Consider the following 18382-nt stretch of genomic DNA (forward strand, 5'->3'; position numbering starts at 1 on the left):
CCCTCCTTATCCCTTTATCACCCTACCCGCACCGTAGTAATGTTTACCCCAGTATCCATCAAACACATTGTCAATTCTGAGTCCACTGTCATTAGAATTAATCATTTTGCCGTTTCCTAAATACAGCCCTACATGCGTCACTGTTGGCCCATTATATGTGCCCTGAAAGAAGACAAGATCACCTGCTTGTAGCTGTTCTGGATTTACATGAGCTGTAAAATTATATTGTTCTTGAGCCGTGCGGGGAAGATTGATACCAACTTGTCGAAATCCGTACAACATTAAGCCGCTGCAATCGAATCCTGTTTCAGGACTTACTCCCGTCCAATAATACGGTTTTCCTAAATAGTTAGCCATCGTGTTATAGACTGTATTGACATCAAATCCTTGTACGCCTGCTGCAATTGCGACATTAGAGGTATCTGGTGTCAAGTTCTTTAATACTTTTTCAGAGTACTGAAAATCGCCATAACAGGCTTTATATTGCGTCCTGATTGCAGATGAACAAATGCCTTGCGGCGGTGTATGCTCCTGTGAAAACTGAATGGCTAATTCCTTGCTATATTTACCACCTCTCGCCTTTATATAATCAATAAATCCGGGGCCATAGTTATACGACTGAAGGGTTAATGGCACATCATAATTAGCTTTCATCAGAACATTTTTAAATTCTTGAACCCCTGCCCAAATACTGTATATTGGATCTTGAATCCCATTGGGGATTTTAGGGTACTTGTTATTAAAAGCTCCCTCACTCGCCTGCATTGGATCGAGTCCTGTTCCCCCACTTTCCTGTTGCATCAATGCGAGAAGAAGTTCAGTATAGTCTCCTATTCCAAACTCTTCTGCAAATTTTTTTACTACAGGTTCCCAATTTCGGACCGCTGGTGATACATTTGCTTTTCCTCCTATTTCACCACTGATAGGAGGATTCAATTGAAGAGAAGAAATACCAGCCATGGTAAGAAATAAAACCCCTATAAAACCAATGACCGCCATCAGAATGGGCTTTCGAAACTTAACAACTAAGCTTCCCACCCGAACCGCAGTCAGCATTAAGAAACACCACGCTTGATAACAGAAATGTCATAATGCGGTACTTTATTTGCATCTTTCATAAACTTTTCTTCATATCTTGCTGCATCAAATAACCGCATCTCTTCTGGCGTTTGTACAATCTCAATCTGAACTCGTTTAGTACCCATGCAATAAATGCCTTTCGCCTTTACTTTTCGCTTGATAATTTTAATTTCTTTTTCTGAAAGTTGAATACCACTTTTTTCGATTAAGTCTTGTAAACCCTTTTCCTCTAATCCTAAAATCAATTTTGTATAGGAATTTTCAATAATGGCTGCCCCATAATTGCGTTTTCCATCGGAGGCTGATAAGTAATCCTCAATTTGCTGCGTCGCAACCGTTGCACCGCCTTTATACTTACGAATGCGTTTATAAATGTGAGACACAAACTTCATAAGCAAAGGATGATCCGGATCAGCCAGAACGTGGGCCTCATCGATGTAGAGCCGCTTCATAACCGATTTATCACGCGTAATTTCGTCCCATAAGAAGGTGATAACATTGTACATAGCCGTTTTTTTTAAATCAGATCCATCCTCTAATTTTTTAAGATCAAAACAAATAAAATCATTCGATAAATCCACATTTGTGTGGCCATTAAACATATTAGAATTGCTTCCTGTTACGTATGTTTCAAAGATCATACGGAAATGCCTTAACTCCTGATATTCTTCATCTGGAAGCTTCTCTATTTCGTATAACACATCTGAAAAAATGGGGAAATCTTTAGAACTTAAGGAGCTAAAATCTAACTCTGTCTCATCTTTTATCTCTAATTTCCGTTTATACGTATTGAATAGCACTTTTTCCAATAATGCTTCTTCGACTTGTGTTAAATCCTTTTTCATGGAGCGAAATAAAATCTTTAATCTTTGGACCTTTTGACTCAATAAGGAGGCTTGTAATTCTCCATCCTCTTCCAATTCTTCTGTATCTGTAATTTCATTATTTAAAATTTCCATCGGGTTAATGACTGTTCTTGATGAGTTGGAGAGGATGACCAGTGTTCCGCCTAACGCTCTCACAATTTTTCTGAATTCTCCCTCTGGATCGATAACATATGTCTTTACTCCAAGAGGCCAATGACGTAACACATCCGAAATCATCATAGTTGTTTTTGCAGATCCCGAAGTCCCGCAAATGAATTCACTATGATTCATTAAAGCATAATGATCTACTAGAACAATACTACCCGTAGTTTCATTAATCCCTTTAATAACGCTATATTGGCTCTGATGGAAAATTTCAGAATCATCGAACGGGATAAATGATGATAAAGCTTCTACATCAATATTTCGATTTGTAACTTCAGGTACTGCATTATCCCTAAGTGGCAAGACAGAATGAAAAGCATCTTTCGCTCGATAATGTACATGTGTTCCTTTTAAATGAACACGCTGCAACAAATTGGTGATACGTCCTTCCAGTCGTTCTAGTTCTTTTAGGTTTTGGGCTTGTAGATGAATATACATATGAACTTTAAACATAATATCGCAGTCACTTTCGACCAACTTATCTAATAAACGCTCATTGCTCATTCGTTCCTTTTCTGCAGCTCTTCTTTTATATTCGTCTTTTGTAGCCTCCCGGCTTTCCAATTCAGGAATAGCTCGTTTTAAGTGCTTAATCATTTTATCAGAAGGAGATTTTTCGAGATGAATCGAAATCGTTACATTTCCTTGAAAACGGCGTAAATTGGAAAGCCAATTTCCAAATACCCGCTTCGGATAGTCAAACACGCAGATAGTACTTGCATAGTTGCTTCCAAGCTGCATGTATTTGGTATGTTCTTCTACGACATCTGGCAAAATGATATCTTTAAACGTAATTTCATCTTCTTCTTGAAACACGATTGTTTCTTCTTCCTTCTTAGCCAGCAATGTAAACAACTTTCGCATCCGGTTTTTCCCCTCCTTTTCGAATCACTTGTGGCACATATGCCTCTTCAATAGGCTGATACATAGCTGCAGCATAGTTATAAAATACTTGAAACAGATACATAAGCTGCTGATTCGTTAAGCGGTAGCAATCAAGTGTAAAGTCTCTTCCGAACATATTTCTAATTCGCTCTTCCAATTCTTTTGCTCGCTGATTCAGTTCATCTAATGCATCTTTATAAGCCAGGTCATCATCCCCTATAATTTTTTGATCGATAATCACATAATGCTCTTTTTTGAAAATTTTGTTATGCGTCTGATGGTCATAGGCGAACAATGCATAACTTGCTTGAAGACGTCGTTTATGCTCGTTTTCCTCAACTTCATGTTTTTGGACCAACATTCGAGTGTAATCTTGCAAATTAACTGGCTGCGCGACATTTTCAAATTGAATGTTCCCGTCCAATCCCGCCAAAAATGCCTCAAAACTATCAAACACATAACTTTGTTCTCCTAAAGACATTAAATCTAGATTAATAGTACTTATCCAAAATACAGCAACGAGACGATTATCTTTTGTTACTGCCACATCATCTCGTATATCCTCCACAGGAAAGGCATCTTGCGCACTAAGGTCGGTCTGCTGCTCTTTGTTCTTCGCACGATTGATGAGGTAATTTTGAAGAGCCTTTAACATTAATTCACTCCTTTCTTACGATAGAAAAAACGTTTTTGCCGTTGATCAAATTGAAAGTACCAAATAAATATTTTCCAGGCTGGTAAATCACGTCGGAGAGGTCGAATCATGATGAGAAAAAGAACTGAGAAGAATAGTAAGAAGTCTAAAGACAATTGAATAATCCAATTTACACGTAGAAAAAATAAGAAGCCAACCAAAATAATGACGGGAACAAAGAAGCGTAAATCGGATAAATATATCCCCCACATTTGTGTTTTAGAGTCTATATTCATTGGGATATAAAACTCTTTTCCTTTTGTAGCTTCTTCACCAAATAGGGAACGAGATAGAATCCGTTTGAGAGCCGATAATACTTGTTCATCATACATAACAGCTTACCTCACTCAATATCATAAAAGTCCCTTAACCCAGTAAACTATTCCGCCAATGGACACTGCTAAGATTTCAAGAATAATAAGATATTGAAGCTTCCCTTTAAGCTCAGCTCGATCATGACCTTCATGTTTTGCCATATACGAGATGACTAGAAAAATAGCATTCGCTGCACAATAAGCAGTCGCAACTCCTACCCCTACTCCAATGAATGCATTAATAACTGTCTTAATCGTCGAAGTCGGATCAATAGCTTCACCTTTTGCAAAAGCTATGGATGGAAGACCAGCAAAAAATGCTGTAATCCAAGGCGTTTTTGATTTTAAAATTTTTTTCAATGTAAAATCCCCTTTCCGTTTTTTTGTTACACACATACATAATTCATCTTTTAGCGTTACTCGGTAAGTTCCTCTATGTTGATTTCTAAAGCTTTAGCAATCTTCTTGATATTTTCATGAGTAGGGTATCTTCGATTTCCACTTTCGATTTGCGAAATGGTCGGCTGTGGAACTCCTGATTTTTCAGCCAGCTCGAATTGTGTCCACCCTTTCTCTACCCTCTTTTCCCTTATTTTATAAATAATGATCACCTCCTTTAATCCATTATATTCCATATCGAATAATTAAGTCAATAAAATATATTCTAATAAGAATAAATATTAAGAATTCCTTCCTCCTTTTTCTGATATAATTTAGGTAAAAATAATCTACAACTGGTGAGTGAGAATTATGGATCAATTTAGTAAGGAACTTGGAGCCAAGATCAATAAATATCGAAAAGCGATAAATATGTCAACCACCGTACTATCTGAGCTCTCAGAAACTTCCCAAGGCACAATCAGTAAGATTGAAAATGGTCATTCAACGACAAATATTGAAACTCTTATAAAAATTTGTAATGCACTGGGAGTTTCACTTTATGAAATATTGCCAGACAATGTTTCGCCTAATCTTAAAGTAGATAATCCTGATAAAAGACAGTTGCTCAAGGTTTTAAACCAAATGTCTGAAAGCGAGATAAAGATGATTCGAATCCTTCTTACAAAAAATATCATGCCAGTACTAAAAAGCATTACCCCTGTTATAAAAGCAATAGATGAATTAGACGATAAAGAACGAGTACTTTTAACCGACCTCCTTGATTCAATAACGAATAATAAGTAATTACCTTTATGCTACAAGACTGAAAAAGTTTAGGGGAGGGTGAAAAAATTCACCCTCCCCAGTTTTAGAAACATATGGTATAATATTATATTTGCATTTCGATATTATGAAATCATTTTCTACTACCATTCAACAAAAAAAGCAAAATAAATTAAAGTGGCCTCCTTCAATTTATTTTGCTTTTTATTATTTTCAAATGACTTTTTATTGTTTCAATGGACTTATAAAGCTTTTGAGCGATCTGCTTTTTGTTTAGCCCCTGTTCTCTCAGATCATAAACCTCCCGTTCTAAAGGAGTTAATACTTTTACTTTTCTTTCCCTTTTAAGTTCATTAATAAGTACATTCGAAACATCTGAATGAATGCTAACCCTGTTGTAATAAGCCTCTCTGATCGACGCAACAATATCTTTACAAGATGATTTCGTGATGTAATTTATTGTTCCATAATCAAAGGCTTTTAGAATAATTTCTCTTTCCCGAATGCTTGTAAGGACGATAATTCGCTCTAAATTTCGTTCCGTCAATGCTTTCACTATTTCTAATCCGTCAAATTGATGTTTGGTCAAACAGAGGTCAACCAAAGCAACATCAACTTTAGAAGGGCAAAATTTTTCAAAAGCTTCAGATTTCGAAGCAGCTACAATAGTTACTTCTATATCTGGGACTTGTTTAAGTTCAAATGTGATATTTTGTCGCCAAAACTCTTCATCTTCAACCAGCATGACTTTTATTATCTCCATGGTCCCACCTACCTCTTGTAAAAATCAATTTAACAATAGTTCCTTTCACATCACTGGTTATCATTAAATTACCTTTATGTTTTCTCATGACTTCAGAGCAATAACTTAATCCCAAGCCATAGTTATTTGAATCCTTCTTAGTCGTGAAATATGGGGTAATGACTTTATCTAAAAGTTCTTTTGGAATGCCCTGGCCACTGTCTGCTATCTGGATAATGATTGAGTTTCTTAGTTCAAACGTAGAAATTGTTATGTACCGTTCAGTATGTTTCATAGCTTCAATGGAATTGTTGATGATATTATTCAATGCTTCTTCAACATGAATTCGATCACAATTAAGAGTACCTTTGAATTGGCTGTCCACGGTAATCTGCACATTTTTCTTTTCTATATTGGGGTTTACAATAACTTTATCCAAGATGTCAGAAAGAAAATGATTATTCCTTATGATTACTATTTCAGCCGTTTGCGAACGAATATGATCTACCATATCCATCATGTGATTGCTTACATCTACTATTTTTCCAATTACATCTTTCATGGATTCATCTTTTCCATTGTTATCTACCCAACGATCAATCCGATCAGAAAGGTATTTTATTTTGGAAATCTCATTCTTCATGGTGTGATTGATAATATCCGTTCCAGATGATACGGCAGACATGGTTTGACTTAAAATATGGCTTTCCAATCGAATTTTTATTCCAAGGACACCATTAAACAGCGAAAAAATTAAAAACAAAGTAAAGGAATAGGCAATAAAATAAGGGATTACCTCGTAATATTGTTTAGAATGTTGAATATCAATTATATTTGCTATATAGATAAAGACCATACCAGCTAAGATTGTCGGAACCAGAATAAAAGCTGTAAACAGACGATTCTGTTTAACTTGCTTGTTCTTCTCCTTAAAGTAAGAAGAAATGAGCAACCAACAACTGTAAAGATTATAAGGAATAACCCAAATAGCATGGTTAATGTAAAAATATTGGTCTTTATTAGCTAGATTCCAAGGTTGCATAAAGAAGCTAATAAATACGGGAATCAATAAAATATAGGAAAAAATTTTTATGGATTTTTTACGGAAAATACCCGAATAAACAATTGCATACATTATTAATCCGTAGTGATAAATAGTGTGTGGAATCAAACTAAACAATGGATCAATATATAACAAAACCATTTTAAACAATCCATTAGGATCCATAATCGGAAAAATAACATGTGCAATGACTTGGTTCAGTCCACCCAACCCACTACTAACAAGAAACACAACAGCCCATTTGGATGAATCTGATTCGGAATAAAAAGCGATCAAAACAGCAACTATCAACGGAAGAAAAAACATCGCAAAATAAATCATGTTGAACATTCCTTAATTATGTTGCAAATTTCTACTGGCTCATGAATTATGTATTGAGGATTTGCACTAACCAACAATTCCTGAGCTTCAAATCCCCATGTAACTGCTACACAAGGTACATGAATTTTATTACATGCTTCAATGTCCCGAAGCTCGTCACCGACATACAACATTTCACTTGGAGAGATTCCTTTATCTTTCATCAAGCGCAGAATAGCTTTATCTTTGCCGAAGATATTGCTCGCCGTGAAAACAAAATCAAAAGCATCAATTTGATTAAGCTCAAGAAAGCTTCGGATGTTTTCTTTGTAATTCGATGACAGTATTCCGATGGTTGCTCCATTTTTTTTTAAATCCCCAAGGACTTCCCTAATTCCAGCAACGGAACCTAGAGTGGCAACATCCTTTTTGTACTTCTTTTTCATATCAATAAGAAGCATCGGTAGCTTATACATCGGACATTTCAATGCCTTTAGACGATCTGGAATAGAAAGTGTAGACAAGTATTCAACTTCATCATCACTTATCTTTCTATAGCCATATTTGTCTGCAAAATCATTAAATAGTTGAATGGCTAGTGGTCTACTGTAAACGAGCGTTCCATCAAAATCAAAGATTACTGTTTTGGGCATCGCTTAACATCCTTTCGTGTAATTCTTTTGAATAAAGAGTCCTGTCGTGCAGGGTTAACCCTGCTTTATCTATCTTAAGATAGAATTCTTTCTAAAATGGTTGGCCGTATTAAGCATCCAACCAATTGTAGAAAGGTACTTCAATTATAGGTTGGGTATCCAATTCTTGTTTCCATTGCTGGAACTTTTGTTGTTTAGATTTTTTTATTTCCTCTTTGACTTGATCCTTGGCTCGACGGAATTCTAACTCTTCTATTTTATTTGATAGGGCAGTAACAAGGTAATCCCTAAAGATATTAACTTTTCCCTGATTATATTTATCAACGACTTTTCGAACAACAGCATTAAAACTCCTATTTGATAATTCCTCTTTAGTAGATTCTCTAAAATTTGAAATAACTAAATTAATATATTCATCGTTATGTCTAGCCGAAACTTCTCCCGAAGGGGAAGTTCGCTTATCATCATCAATATTATCTATATATTTGTTATTAGTATTAGTTCTTATTTGTTTATTTTTAATAATATTATTCTTAATTGTCTCCGATTTGTGGAGTTCTAGTTCTCCGATTTGTGGAGTTCTAGAACTCTGATTTTCGGAGTTCTCTTGTGGCTCTAGGGATCCGGGATTTCCCAAAGGTGGTTCTTCGTCATTTTCGATACCTTCGTGGTCGTTGTTTGCTTTATAAATATCTTCATCCGTATATTCAAGCTGAAGAATATAAAGACGATCAGACTTACCTTGGCCAATCCTCATAGCTTCCATTAAACCATATGTAATAAGTTCTTTTTTTAAATTAACAGCCTTTGTATTTTGACAGTTCATACGTTCTTTGATTGTTTCCAAAGACATTTTTATGTAATAATGACCTTCTTCATCTTTCCATCCTCTTTTCATCGAAAGCTTAATTAAATCCAGACATAGCATATAAAATAGCTTTCCATCGCCAGACATTTTTTTGTACTTCTCCCCGTACATTAACAGTTTCGGAAATTGGAAATAAATCAAATTAGCATTATCAGCATTTGTAAAATATCTACTCATTTTATTTGTTCCCCTCTCGGGAAAACAAAAAAGACGTTATTCCCTAAAAATTAGGAAACAACGCCTTAAAAATCTAATATAAGCCTCTTGAAAAATCTATATACATAGTTTAAAATAAACATGTATATAATGATATTAAAGAGACTTTTGGCAAGTGTTTCCCTAGTGTGAGTAGGGTAACGGTTTAAGGGTGTTGCAAGCACCACTTAAACAGCTGAAAGTCTTTTTTATTTTCCGTTCTTATTTGTTAATATCATTATGGTTTATGAGAAAAATTAAATCAAGTATTTTTCTAAATTATAGCAAATTTAAGGGGGGTGAATTTTTTCACCCTCCCCAAATTAAAAAATAAATGGTAAAATATATATTTCGAACTTTCTATAAAAAATGGACCTCTAAATCTTTTCTAATATGCCTCTGAGCTTTATTAAATCTGCTCCCTCCTGCAATAGCAGCTATATCAGCTGACGTAGCTGCTACAATATCTGTCACAGAGCACGGTCAATGTCTTACTGAACTTAAAAAAGAGCCTTAAGGCTCTCTTAGCAGGATTGCTTTAACTCTGGGTTACAAGCTTCATAGATTTCTTTTGCTTCTGGATAGTCAAAAATTTTCGTTTCCTCGTAAAATAAAATAAAATTAACTAACAGGTTCCTTCTTTGGTGCTCTTTCTAACACCTTGACCACTCTTTTATAGCGCTTTTGTGTTTCCTTAAATTCTTCTCGAAATACCTGCATCACTAACACGGGTGCAAAACCATTTGCAGTAAGAACTAAAACAATATCTCCTTGTTGAATTGGCTCGTTTCTCAAATATTTGGGTATATGCCAATAGTACATTTTACTTGTAGCCAATTTTATAATTCCGTCCTTGTTGCTCAAAACATGAAAAGCAGCTATTCTATTATTTTCCAAGATCATCCCTCCGAGCAATTTCTCATTCATATAATTATTCAATTCTCATCGTGAAAAAAACATTGATATATAAGGATTAATTAGCTTTTATTCATGAAAATCCTTTATTTTTTTAGGGTTTCACTTAATGGACTACTCCAGTATATGTTGTTCTTCCAAAAGGTCTTGGCGTAGCGAGTCTATCAACTCCTTAATGTGCTCCCTACGGTCCGCTTACCGTACGCCATACGAGGCTTTCTTGCCTTTGTAAGAGGTTTCCCCTCATTTTTACATGGGGTGTTTGCTTAAGCCAATGCGCAGTCGTTTTCCATTCGTTCCATATCCTCGGTTTTTTAAACAAGCATTTTTTCTCTTTGTGTATTGAGTTCTTGTATAATTTCTACCTTTTTTTCTAACCACAAATTATTTGCTTGCTCTTCAGTCATAAATTGCTTAAATACTTCAATAGCGATTTCTTCCATCATCCAATCAGGTAAATATTCCAACCTTTTAACTTTTCGTTTAGGAATATTATTCAAAATAAACTGACGAATAGCTTTTTGAACGTTATCAGCCTCCGGCTCCTCTTTATCTTTTACCTTTTTTGGTAAAACAGAAGATACGTATCCAATCGGATTTTTTATATCTGTTTTATATTTGATATAATCTATTAATTCCAATACATTTTCTTTTCCATATTGCAACCATTCCGAAACAAGTTTTGCTGATAAATTTAATCCTAATTCTTTCCCCAGTTTTTGAATTTCCAAAACATCTTCTTTTTCCATCACCTTATCCATTTTTTCTTGTATATCAGGAATGCTGGATACTTTAGGATTTTGTTTTATTTTGAATTTTACTTTTTCTACAGAACGGCCTTTTTTAATAGTTTCGTAAGTAAAAGTAATATCCGTCTTTTCCTCAAGCTCATCTTTTGCATGGTCTAGAACCCGTTGCCTGAAATTTATCCATTTCGGATATTTATCTGGAATACCTAATTTAATCCTTAACTCAACTAATGTAAAAGTCCTTTCAGTTAAACCCTCATAACTTTTTAGAAGTTCATATAATCGAATGGAGTAGCTGCTGCGAAGATGAATGATATTCCCTAATTTATATCGGGTAAATTTTTCACTTAAAAATAAAAAAAATGGCTTTAAATCAGGGTCGAAACGAACAGTTACAGATCCTTCATTTGTGTTATATGTGGCTTTAGATAACCAAGCAATCCTGGTTGGTTTTCCTTCAGCATTTATGAATAAAAAAGGTTGCATTAACTTTGTGGTGATTTTATCTATTTCACCATATATATTCTTTGATTTTGAACCTATTAGGTCTTTAAATTGCTTAATAGAAAACGTATAAGTCTGAAAATCTTTATCTGTGGGACGAATATTTGAAGCAATGGTAGATATAATCTTTTGTTCCATCACACCTAATTTATAGGTTGCTTCGATAATGGTATTTGCTTTTGAAACTAGATTTGAATCTTTGAAAATTATATCTCTATTTTCATTTGTCATTATGTATAGTCCCCTAAAATAAGTGATACTATCATTTTAAACGATAAAACCAACATAAATAAATTAAAGTTTTTTTTCGGAATATTTCCGTTTAAACAAGATCACCCCAAATTTGTTGTGTATTCACCCCTTTTTTGTTGTGTAATACCCCAAATCTGTTGTGCTTTCGCCCCAAAAGTGTATAGGTTTGACACCCTAAATTTGTTGTGTATTCACCCCTTTTTTGTTGTGCAATGCCCCAAATCTGTTGTGCTTTCGCCCCAAAAGTGTATAGGTTCGGCACCCCAAATTTGTTGTGTTTCCACCCCTTTTTTGTTATGTAATACCCCAAATCTGTTGTGTATTCACCCCAAAAGTGTATAGGTATATCTTAGCAACCCCTTGTCCATCAAGGCTTACAGAAACCTGTAAACAAGTATAAACAAGAAATAAACAAGATTAAATAATAATATATGTTAAACAAGAAACAAACAGAACTAAAAATTACATTGTTGTTATTTAATAGAATTCAAATGGAAGTAAATTGCTGAATAATTCCAATTTCCACTTATAATGAAATTTAAATTTAAAATCTCGAATAAGTAAAAGTAATTACCCCAAATTTGTTTGCTTTTTAAGGTTTAAAGTCCCCAAAATGTGATTTATTTAAATTAATCTTTATTAAGGAAAAAGCTAACTTAAATATACATTGTTACTACCAAGCTAATTTGTCCAAAAAGTAGCACTGACATTTGAGTTGTCCAAATTGGGGTGTTTTAGCGTCCAATTTGGACATAAATAATCGACTTTTTTCATGTTACTCCGTCCACAATATATAGCTATGAAAAACATAGTTTGCAGGATCAATAATTATATTGGCAACTTAACACTGAGCCCCTACAGACATGATTGCCAAGTCAGAAAGCCAATCTGTCTTCGCCCTACAAGGTTATCATTGTATTTGGCAAAAAATGCTGTTTAACTGGCATTATGTTTTTTGAATATAAAAAGAGCCTAAAATATACAAGGAATGCATAAAAACTTGCATATTTTGGGATCTTCAATTGTTATTGTTAGCTCATTAAAGCACTCCTTTAGTTTAAGTGCATTGCCTCAAAATCACGTTTCTAAAATTAAGTTACTTAGCAAATATAGATAACAAAAGAATATTACCGATATATATTTTTTGTCATTCCAACGAAAAATTTCTTAAAACCTAAATCTTTATAATAGGATTCCAAACTTTCTACACACATAAGTTGAGGAATTACTTTATTTTGCTCACAATGATTGATTATTCGGTTCAATATTTCTTTACCAATTCCTTGGGACTGATAACTAGGCAGTTCACATACTCCGCATATAATCGCCGTAATGACGCCATCAGAAATAACACGTCCCATTCCCACTAATTGTTTTTCATCAAAAGCATATACTGCATACCAGCTCTGTTTACACATTCGTTCTAAATCATTAACGGTTAATTTAAGTGAATTCCATCCTAACGATTCATATAAATTTAATAATTCTTCAAAATTTCCAGGTGCCTCTGCCGTATAATCTATCTTTTTTATCACATAAATACCTCCTAATTTTGTATCACTTGCAAATTAAATCTGAGAAAGGATTAACACTACACTCCTTCAATAACATAACTAATAAGTTTTTCCTTGATACGAAAAATTCCCTCTAAATCTCTTCTATATATGCCTCTGAGATTTATTAAATCTGCTATGCCTCCTGCAATAGCAGCTATATCAGCTATATCAGCTGACGTAGCTGCTACAATATCTGTCACAGAGCACTGTCAATGGCTTAATTCCGTTACCTTTAAGGCACAAATAAAATAAAATTAACTGATTCCTTCTGTGGTGCTCTTTCTAACACCTTCCCCCCTCTTTTATAGTGCTTTTGTGTTTCCTTAAATTCTTCTCGACATACCTGCATCACTAACACGAATGTTAAACCATTTGCAGTATTAAACTAAAACAATATCTCCTTGTTGAATTGGCTCATTTCTCGAAAATTTTGGTATTTACCAATAGTACATTTTTGAAGTTTGCAATTTTATGTCCTTGTTACTCAAAATATGAAAAGCAGCTATCGTATTATTTTCAAAGATCTTCCCTCCGAACAATTTCTCATTCATATAATTATTCAATTCTCATCGTGAAAAAAACCATAGGATTAATTAGCTTTTTTTCATGAAAATCTTTTATTTATTTTTTAAGAGTTTCATTTGTGGACTCTCCAGTATATGTTGTTCTTTCAAGAGGGTCTTGGTGTAGCCTAGAGTCTGTCAACTCCTTAATGTGTTGTGCATTTCCTACGGTCCGCTTACCGTACGCCATACGGGGCATTCTTGCTTTTGTAAGAGGTTTCCCCTCATTTTTTAGGAGAAAAAGCAAATGCAAGCTAAAACATCATAGTGATCAGAGCAGGGCTAATGTTATAATTACTATAACAGTAGATATAGAAGGAGTTGTAGCTGCTATGGTAGATGATGTATCAGATATTTTAATTGATTCAGTACAATTAGCTGATGTTTGGGATATGAAGCCGTCTACAATACGAAAATATTCGGCTGCAGCTGAAAGTACGGGGTACAGATTCAAGCGGTTGGGAAAACGGAGCAAGTTGATGTTTTCATCTAAAGAAATAGATGCCTTCAAAAAAGCCATCGAAATGAAAGAAGAACAAGGCGATGATTTGAAGATAGAAGATGCTATAGCAATTGTTTTCACTGCTATGCTAGATGATGTAGCAGATATAGAAGCTGACATAAGCCCTGTAACAGATATTGTATCAGCTACGTCAGCAGATATAGCTGATATTGCAGGAAGTATAGCAGATTTAACAAAAGTTATTTCTGACATGTCATCAAAAATTGAACGCCTTGAAGGTCAAAACATTGAACAAGCCAAATCCTATGAATCTAAAATCAGTGAACTTTCTAAACAAAATAATGAGCTTATTGAAACGATGAACAGAATTGAATCGAACATCAGCAAGAATGATGATATTCTGGAATCAATTCGAGGAACTACCAATATGTTAAATGAAATGACATCGGAGTTTGCAGTTTCAAAGGAAAAGAAAGGATTTTTCAGGAAGTTGTTTGGAAAATGAAAATGACAGCTGCTGAAATCTTAGAAACAATTTAAAACATGGTGAATGCTGAATAATGGTGATTTTTTTCTTCTATGTCAGATGATGTAGCAGATACAGAAGCTGACATAAGCTCTGTGACAGATATTGTATCAGCTACGTCAGCAGATATAGCTGCTATAATATCTGTCACAGGAAGTATAGTAGATTTAACAAAAATTATTTCTGATATGGCATCATCATATTAATGCCTTAGAAGTAATGAAAGGCCATAGAGGGCTTTTATAAGTCCTCTATGGCCTTTTTTAGGTAAGCTTATGGGAGATTTTTGTTATACTTTCCATCCAATTGTGTTTAACATATTCTAAATTAACTAAAAAATATCTTAATAAATAATAAAAACTAAAAGGTTTTTTATTTAAAGTTAAACAAAATATATAACAGATTAATATCATATAAATCAAAAATTATTATCACTTAAGTTATACATTTGTAAAACCTTTTTTAATATGAATGTTGAATTGTTATACGTTATGTTATACAATGATATCAAATGGTAAATGTTACTTTTGGAGGGATATTGATGAAAATAACCACTCGTTTTGCTAGTGTTGACATTGGTAATGATGCATTGAAAGGGATTTTCGGTGGAGTTGCTGAAAAATTATACATACCTAATGTAGTTGCCAAAGAAGAAGAAGATCGTAAAATTATAGAATTAGAGAAAGATACATTGAACGGCTTACATGTAAAAATTTCTTCACCATCTTTATCAAATGAAACAGGGATTTTTGCCGTTGGTAATCTGGCAACAGGTTACGATCATAATGATCGTATGGGAATTCGCTCTATTAAAGCAGAGAGTGATCAATCTCTTGTCGTTCTATTAACAGCACTCGCAATCGACGCTGTAAAACATTTTCCTTCCATAAATGGTGTATGTGAAGCAAATTTTCTTCTAAGCACAGGGTTACCTCTTGATGAAGTGAAGGACAAAAAGAAAAAAGTGCTTAAACAACGCTTAATGGACAAAGAGCATGTAGTGACATTCTTACAGACTCCTAGATTACAAGGGAAATCAGTAAGAATTACATTTTCAGATGTTTTAGTTAACTCAGAAGGCTATGCTGCATTTTTAGACTTAACAACAGATGATGCCTTACAAATTCGGAATGGATATTTAAAAAACAAATGCATCATGATTAATGACATTGGTGGCGTCTCAACTGACACAGCCGTATTTAAAGCTGACGGAGAAATTCATAACAAAGCGAGTCAGGGAATCGATGAGGGCACATTAAAATATCTACAAGAAATTCTAGAAGCGATTGATAAGCAACATAAAGTGAAATTGCCAAGCTTGCAGCATGTTTTAGATGTAATCAAAAATGACAAAATGGTATTAGTGAAAGGGCGAAAAGTTTCTGCTGAAAAAGAAATCACGCCTATCTTAGAAAAAGCTGCCAAAGTACAATTCAAACATATTGAAAATACGTGGGAAGCCGCTCCCGAGCTCGAAAAGGTGTTTTTCGTTGGCGGTGGTTCTGCGCTTCTGAAAGAATATATTCTAGAAATGAATAAAGAAATTAATTATCCTTTGGAATTTATACAAACAGATGAATCGGTATGGATGATCTCCCGTGCGTACTGGAAAGCACTACAACTCTATGTAAAACATAAGAATCTAGAAATTGTATCTGTCTAAAGGTGATTTTTATGAAAAAAGCATCCAAATATGAAGGAGGGTCTTTATTCACGATCCGCTTTCCAAACACCACACCAGATATTGTGCTGGATACGTTAAATGAACTAAAAGAAAAGCACGGAAGAGAATTTACTTCTAAAATCATTGACCGTTGGCACAATATGTTTTCAGAAGGAAAACAAACAAATGATAAACATTATTTACACTTACCAATACCTTTTTTAACAGAAGAGCAACGGAAAACACTCGAAAGCAAAGAATTTCAGGATATGATGTCTAGTTTAGCTTATTTTTTATTAACCAAGACGATTACTCCTGCTTTAGAACGTGCACCTATTTATTTTGGGAGTGCTCCAATAAATACGGCCCCTGTTGTTACTAATAAAGTTGGGCAACAACCTATAACAGAAGAGAAATCAGAAATAAAATTGGAAGAAAGTTCAGAAGTAAAAGAAACAGTAAATCAAGAAGTATCACAAGAAGCCCTTAGCTTTGCGTCAAAATTCTTATTTGACGATGATGATGATTGAACATTCGTTGTTTTAAATCAGACTCTATACTGAGCTAAAGTTGTCTTGAAGGCAATAGAGACACCATGAAGTTCTAAAGGTCTTTTGTCCTCATCAGGTTGAGGGAAGGGAGGCTGGGGTGAATTGGCAAGAGCCAAGAGGGGCGAGCCCCTTCCTAGCGTCACTAAACTAAGCATAAAAGAACACTTGGAACGGAAGGATTAGCGGTTTTGCAGGCTATACTTGCTGTCAGCGAACGAGCCGTAAATCTGTTCCTCATCAGTATATTGGTCGTTCGGCGACATAAACGTAAGCCTGCAAAAATGCGGAATGCAAGGGGGAAAGGGTGGAGATTTTTTTGAGCGTTAGCGTTCCGAAGGACAAAAAAATACTACCCAAACCTTGCGTGGAGCATAGCCTCGAAGAAGTGTATAATGACAAAAACCATTTTCTATATGTATGAAATGGTTTTTTCTTTAACGACTAATTGCTCATGCTTTTTTTATAATTCAAGAACCTCAATTTCAACAGTTTCTACATCGATAATGTTCTCCAAATCTTTTTCAAGTTCTACTCCCATTTCTTGATTTATAAACCGATCCATAACTTCAAATGCTTCTTCTTTTGTAGGAAATTCTCCACCTAGTTTTTCGATAATGATAGGTACAATACCTTTTGAATCTTCTGTTACATCGTATACTTCATGGCCAATAAAAAAGATTTCGCGTTCTTGTGACTCATACACATTAAAATACACCTTTTCATGAACACAGTGGTATTGTTTATTAAAATCGGTATCTTGCAAATTCTCTTTCATTACAACGCACTCATCCGAAACCAAGATTGGCAAACGTTCCTCTTCTAAAGGAACCGGATATAAACCATAAGGAGCAATTTTTGTTTCTGGTAAAACAACTGTTATTGTTTCAATCTGCCTTCCATCCTCTAAGAGTAGTTGCTTTTCACGGATAGGAAACTTATATTGTCCTTCATGAAATACATCTAGCTTTTTTTCTTGCTGCATCTTATTCAAAATTTCTGCTACTAGCTGTTTAGAATTTTCCTCATTCAATTTAAATTTTTTAGAGACAGCCGATTCAACCTTTTGTACTGGTTGCAAATTCCGTTTTTGAAGCATTCGTGAAATCATCACTTCCATGAATGTTTCCACATTCTTCTTGATTTGTTCGGAAATTCCCGTACTGTTGTGTCGCAACTTTCTCCACCTCCTTCTCAGAAGATACATCAGAGTGTTTTTCGCGTTTACCTAGTAAAACATAATCCTCACGAATAATTTTTTTCTGCTTAATCATTTCACCAAATTGAATTGCAACTTGCTCGGCTTCTTCTGCCCCTTCAATTTCAAAATATTTCTCAAAAATAGCCCCGACTTCAATTAAACGTCTTGTTCTCTCTTTCCGTTCCTGACTACGAATCTTTGCCTGTAAGGATTTTTCTTGTTTTGCTATTTGTTCTTTTCGCTTTTGTAGTTCTTCCAAGCGTTCTTCCATCGTTTTTCGTGCCATGATTTTGTCTTCTCCTTTCTATTTTATTCGCAGAATAAAAGTGAACTAATATTAAGAATATTATAAATAAAACTGGAAAGAAAAGCAAGAAAATGGTATAATTTTCACACGAACGAAGTGAATAGTGCGCACTTATACATTGATTCTCAATGTGTGCGGTCTTCGAC

The 18382-nt window shown here is 34.5% G+C and carries 21 protein-coding genes and 1 pseudogene; 5 read left to right on the plus strand and 17 right to left on the minus strand.

The annotated features are described in order from the left end of the window. Positions 1–6: 6 nt before the first annotated feature. From BIV60_RS11975 to BIV60_RS12000, 6 genes are read right to left on the minus strand one after another with little or no spacing between them, the layout of a single operon-like run. On the minus strand, positions 7–1056 hold the full coding sequence (locus tag BIV60_RS11975; protein ID WP_071355967.1) for a bifunctional lytic transglycosylase/C40 family peptidase: 1050 nt from the start codon (positions 1054–1056) through the stop codon (positions 7–9). Then, a complete protein-coding gene (locus BIV60_RS11980) occupies positions 1056–2975 on the minus strand; it encodes a VirB4 family type IV secretion system protein (protein ID WP_071355968.1) in 1920 nt (639 codons plus the stop codon). Before BIV60_RS11980 ends, BIV60_RS11975 begins: the two co-directional genes overlap by 1 nt. Then, entirely contained in the window at positions 2947–3651 is a 705-nt protein-coding gene (locus BIV60_RS11985) for a hypothetical protein (protein ID WP_071355969.1), read from the minus strand. The genes BIV60_RS11980 and BIV60_RS11985 overlap by 29 nt, the downstream gene beginning before the upstream one ends. Continuing rightward, on the minus strand, positions 3651–4022 hold the full coding sequence (locus BIV60_RS11990) for a hypothetical protein (protein WP_071355970.1): 372 nt from the start codon (positions 4020–4022) through the stop codon (positions 3651–3653). Before BIV60_RS11990 ends, BIV60_RS11985 begins: the two co-directional genes overlap by 1 nt. 21 nt (positions 4023–4043) lie before the next feature. Further along, positions 4044–4364: a hypothetical protein gene (locus tag BIV60_RS11995; RefSeq protein WP_071356016.1), complete on the minus strand. Its 321-nt coding sequence runs from the start codon at positions 4362–4364 to the stop codon at positions 4044–4046. Between the two features lie 56 nt (positions 4365–4420). Next, positions 4421–4606 (minus strand): helix-turn-helix domain-containing protein, encoded by a 186-nt coding sequence (locus BIV60_RS12000; RefSeq protein WP_483295114.1) that lies wholly within the window; start codon positions 4604–4606, stop codon positions 4421–4423. Between the two features lie 148 nt (positions 4607–4754). Between BIV60_RS12000 and BIV60_RS12005 the strand changes: the two genes are divergently transcribed. Then, complete coding sequence (locus BIV60_RS12005) at positions 4755–5189, plus strand: helix-turn-helix domain-containing protein (protein ID WP_071355972.1); 435 nt, start codon at positions 4755–4757, stop codon at positions 5187–5189. 166 nt (positions 5190–5355) lie between these two features. Here BIV60_RS12005 and BIV60_RS12010 read toward each other — a convergent pair whose 3' ends face one another. The 9 genes and pseudogenes from BIV60_RS12010 to BIV60_RS30945 all read right to left on the minus strand — a co-directional run. Continuing rightward, positions 5356–5913 (minus strand): response regulator, encoded by a 558-nt coding sequence (locus BIV60_RS12010; RefSeq protein ID WP_256218396.1) that lies wholly within the window; start codon positions 5911–5913, stop codon positions 5356–5358. Next, a complete protein-coding gene (locus tag BIV60_RS12015; RefSeq protein WP_071355974.1) occupies positions 5903–7294 on the minus strand; it encodes a sensor histidine kinase in 1392 nt (463 codons plus the stop codon). Before BIV60_RS12015 ends, BIV60_RS12010 begins: the two co-directional genes overlap by 11 nt. Then, positions 7291–7926, minus strand: coding sequence for an HAD-IA family hydrolase (locus tag BIV60_RS12020; RefSeq protein WP_071355975.1), 636 nt, complete (start codon positions 7924–7926; stop codon positions 7291–7293). The genes BIV60_RS12015 and BIV60_RS12020 overlap by 4 nt, the downstream gene beginning before the upstream one ends. A gap of 109 nt (positions 7927–8035) precedes the next feature. Next, positions 8036–8971 (minus strand): replication initiator protein A, encoded by a 936-nt coding sequence (locus BIV60_RS12025; protein ID WP_071355976.1) that lies wholly within the window; start codon positions 8969–8971, stop codon positions 8036–8038. A gap of 639 nt (positions 8972–9610) precedes the next feature. Continuing rightward, positions 9611–9892 carry a DUF5839 family protein gene (locus BIV60_RS12030; protein ID WP_071356017.1) on the minus strand — a complete coding sequence of 94 codons (282 nt, stop codon included), beginning with the start codon at positions 9890–9892 and terminating at the stop codon, positions 9611–9613. Between the two features lie 326 nt (positions 9893–10218). Next, positions 10219–11388, minus strand: a complete 1170-nt coding sequence (locus BIV60_RS12035; RefSeq protein ID WP_071355977.1) for a replication initiation protein — start codon at positions 11386–11388, stop codon at positions 10219–10221. 1148 nt (positions 11389–12536) lie between these two features. Next, positions 12537–12944: a GNAT family N-acetyltransferase gene (locus BIV60_RS12045; RefSeq protein WP_177177284.1), complete on the minus strand. Its 408-nt coding sequence runs from the start codon at positions 12942–12944 to the stop codon at positions 12537–12539. Between the two features lie 56 nt (positions 12945–13000). Then, the gene (locus BIV60_RS29645) at positions 13001–13165 is read right to left on the minus strand and encodes a hypothetical protein (RefSeq protein ID WP_177177285.1); all 165 of its coding nucleotides are present in this window, start codon (positions 13163–13165) and stop codon (positions 13001–13003) included. A 32-nt stretch (positions 13166–13197) separates the two neighbouring features. Continuing rightward, positions 13198–13332 (minus strand): annotated as a pseudogene (locus BIV60_RS30945) (DUF5839 family protein); the annotation flags it as partial. Positions 13333–13860: 528 nt separating this feature from the next. Here BIV60_RS30945 and BIV60_RS12055 point away from each other — a divergent pair. The 4 genes from BIV60_RS12055 to BIV60_RS12065 all read left to right on the plus strand — a co-directional run bounded on the left by BIV60_RS12055 (position 13861) and on the right by BIV60_RS12065 (position 16710). Beyond that, a complete protein-coding gene (locus tag BIV60_RS12055) occupies positions 13861–14496 on the plus strand; it encodes a hypothetical protein (RefSeq protein ID WP_071355980.1) in 636 nt (211 codons plus the stop codon). A gap of 74 nt (positions 14497–14570) precedes the next feature. After that, positions 14571–14723, plus strand: a complete 153-nt coding sequence (locus tag BIV60_RS29650; protein WP_177177286.1) for a hypothetical protein — start codon at positions 14571–14573, stop codon at positions 14721–14723. 335 nt (positions 14724–15058) lie between these two features. Beyond that, on the plus strand, positions 15059–16180 hold the full coding sequence (locus tag BIV60_RS12060) for a ParM/StbA family protein (RefSeq protein ID WP_071355981.1): 1122 nt from the start codon (positions 15059–15061) through the stop codon (positions 16178–16180). A gap of 11 nt (positions 16181–16191) precedes the next feature. Continuing rightward, positions 16192–16710: a hypothetical protein gene (locus BIV60_RS12065; protein ID WP_071355982.1), complete on the plus strand. Its 519-nt coding sequence runs from the start codon at positions 16192–16194 to the stop codon at positions 16708–16710. Positions 16711–17191: 481 nt separating this feature from the next. On the opposite strand, the gene BIV60_RS12070 is transcribed toward BIV60_RS12065, so the two are convergent. Both BIV60_RS12070 and BIV60_RS30420 read right to left on the minus strand, forming a co-directional pair. Then, positions 17192–17848 (minus strand): hypothetical protein, encoded by a 657-nt coding sequence (locus tag BIV60_RS12070; RefSeq protein WP_256218398.1) that lies wholly within the window; start codon positions 17846–17848, stop codon positions 17192–17194. Beyond that, on the minus strand, positions 17787–18215 hold the full coding sequence (locus tag BIV60_RS30420) for a hypothetical protein (RefSeq protein WP_256218399.1): 429 nt from the start codon (positions 18213–18215) through the stop codon (positions 17787–17789). The genes BIV60_RS12070 and BIV60_RS30420 overlap by 62 nt, the downstream gene beginning before the upstream one ends. Positions 18216–18382 lie beyond the last annotated feature (167 nt).

The organism is Bacillus sp. MUM 116 (assembly GCF_001866655.1).
GTDB lineage: Bacteria > Bacillota > Bacilli > Bacillales > Cytobacillaceae > Neobacillus.

Bases quoted from the DNA above. Each gene is read 5' to 3' on its own strand.
- BIV60_RS30420 (WP_256218399.1), bottom strand. From the start codon at position 18,215: ATGGCACGAAAAACGATGGAAGAACGCTTGGAAGAACTACAAAAGCGA.
- BIV60_RS12005 (WP_071355972.1), top strand. From the start codon at position 4,755: ATGGATCAATTTAGTAAGGAACTTGGAGCCAAGATCAATAAATATCGA.
- BIV60_RS11985 (WP_071355969.1), bottom strand. From the start codon at position 3,651: ATGTTAAAGGCTCTTCAAAATTACCTCATCAATCGTGCGAAGAACAAA.
- BIV60_RS12025 (WP_071355976.1), bottom strand. From the start codon at position 8,971: ATGAGTAGATATTTTACAAATGCTGATAATGCTAATTTGATTTATTTC.
- BIV60_RS11990 (WP_071355970.1), bottom strand. From the start codon at position 4,022: ATGTATGATGAACAAGTATTATCGGCTCTCAAACGGATTCTATCTCGT.
- BIV60_RS12060 (WP_071355981.1), top strand. From the start codon at position 15,059: ATGAAAATAACCACTCGTTTTGCTAGTGTTGACATTGGTAATGATGCA.
- BIV60_RS12055 (WP_071355980.1), top strand. From the start codon at position 13,861: ATGGTAGATGATGTATCAGATATTTTAATTGATTCAGTACAATTAGCT.
- BIV60_RS12020 (WP_071355975.1), bottom strand. From the start codon at position 7,926: ATGCCCAAAACAGTAATCTTTGATTTTGATGGAACGCTCGTTTACAGT.
- BIV60_RS12030 (WP_071356017.1), bottom strand. From the start codon at position 9,892: ATGATCTTGGAAAATAATAGAATAGCTGCTTTTCATGTTTTGAGCAAC.
- BIV60_RS12035 (WP_071355977.1), bottom strand. From the start codon at position 11,388: ATGACAAATGAAAATAGAGATATAATTTTCAAAGATTCAAATCTAGTT.
- BIV60_RS11980 (WP_071355968.1), bottom strand. From the start codon at position 2,975: ATGCGAAAGTTGTTTACATTGCTGGCTAAGAAGGAAGAAGAAACAATC.
- BIV60_RS12065 (WP_071355982.1), top strand. From the start codon at position 16,192: ATGAAAAAAGCATCCAAATATGAAGGAGGGTCTTTATTCACGATCCGC.
- BIV60_RS12070 (WP_256218398.1), bottom strand. From the start codon at position 17,848: ATGGAAGTGATGATTTCACGAATGCTTCAAAAACGGAATTTGCAACCA.
- BIV60_RS29650 (WP_177177286.1), top strand. From the start codon at position 14,571: ATGTCAGATGATGTAGCAGATACAGAAGCTGACATAAGCTCTGTGACA.
- BIV60_RS11975 (WP_071355967.1), bottom strand. From the start codon at position 1,056: ATGCTGACTGCGGTTCGGGTGGGAAGCTTAGTTGTTAAGTTTCGAAAG.
- BIV60_RS12015 (WP_071355974.1), bottom strand. From the start codon at position 7,294: ATGATTTATTTTGCGATGTTTTTTCTTCCGTTGATAGTTGCTGTTTTG.
- BIV60_RS12010 (WP_256218396.1), bottom strand. From the start codon at position 5,913: ATGCTGGTTGAAGATGAAGAGTTTTGGCGACAAAATATCACATTTGAA.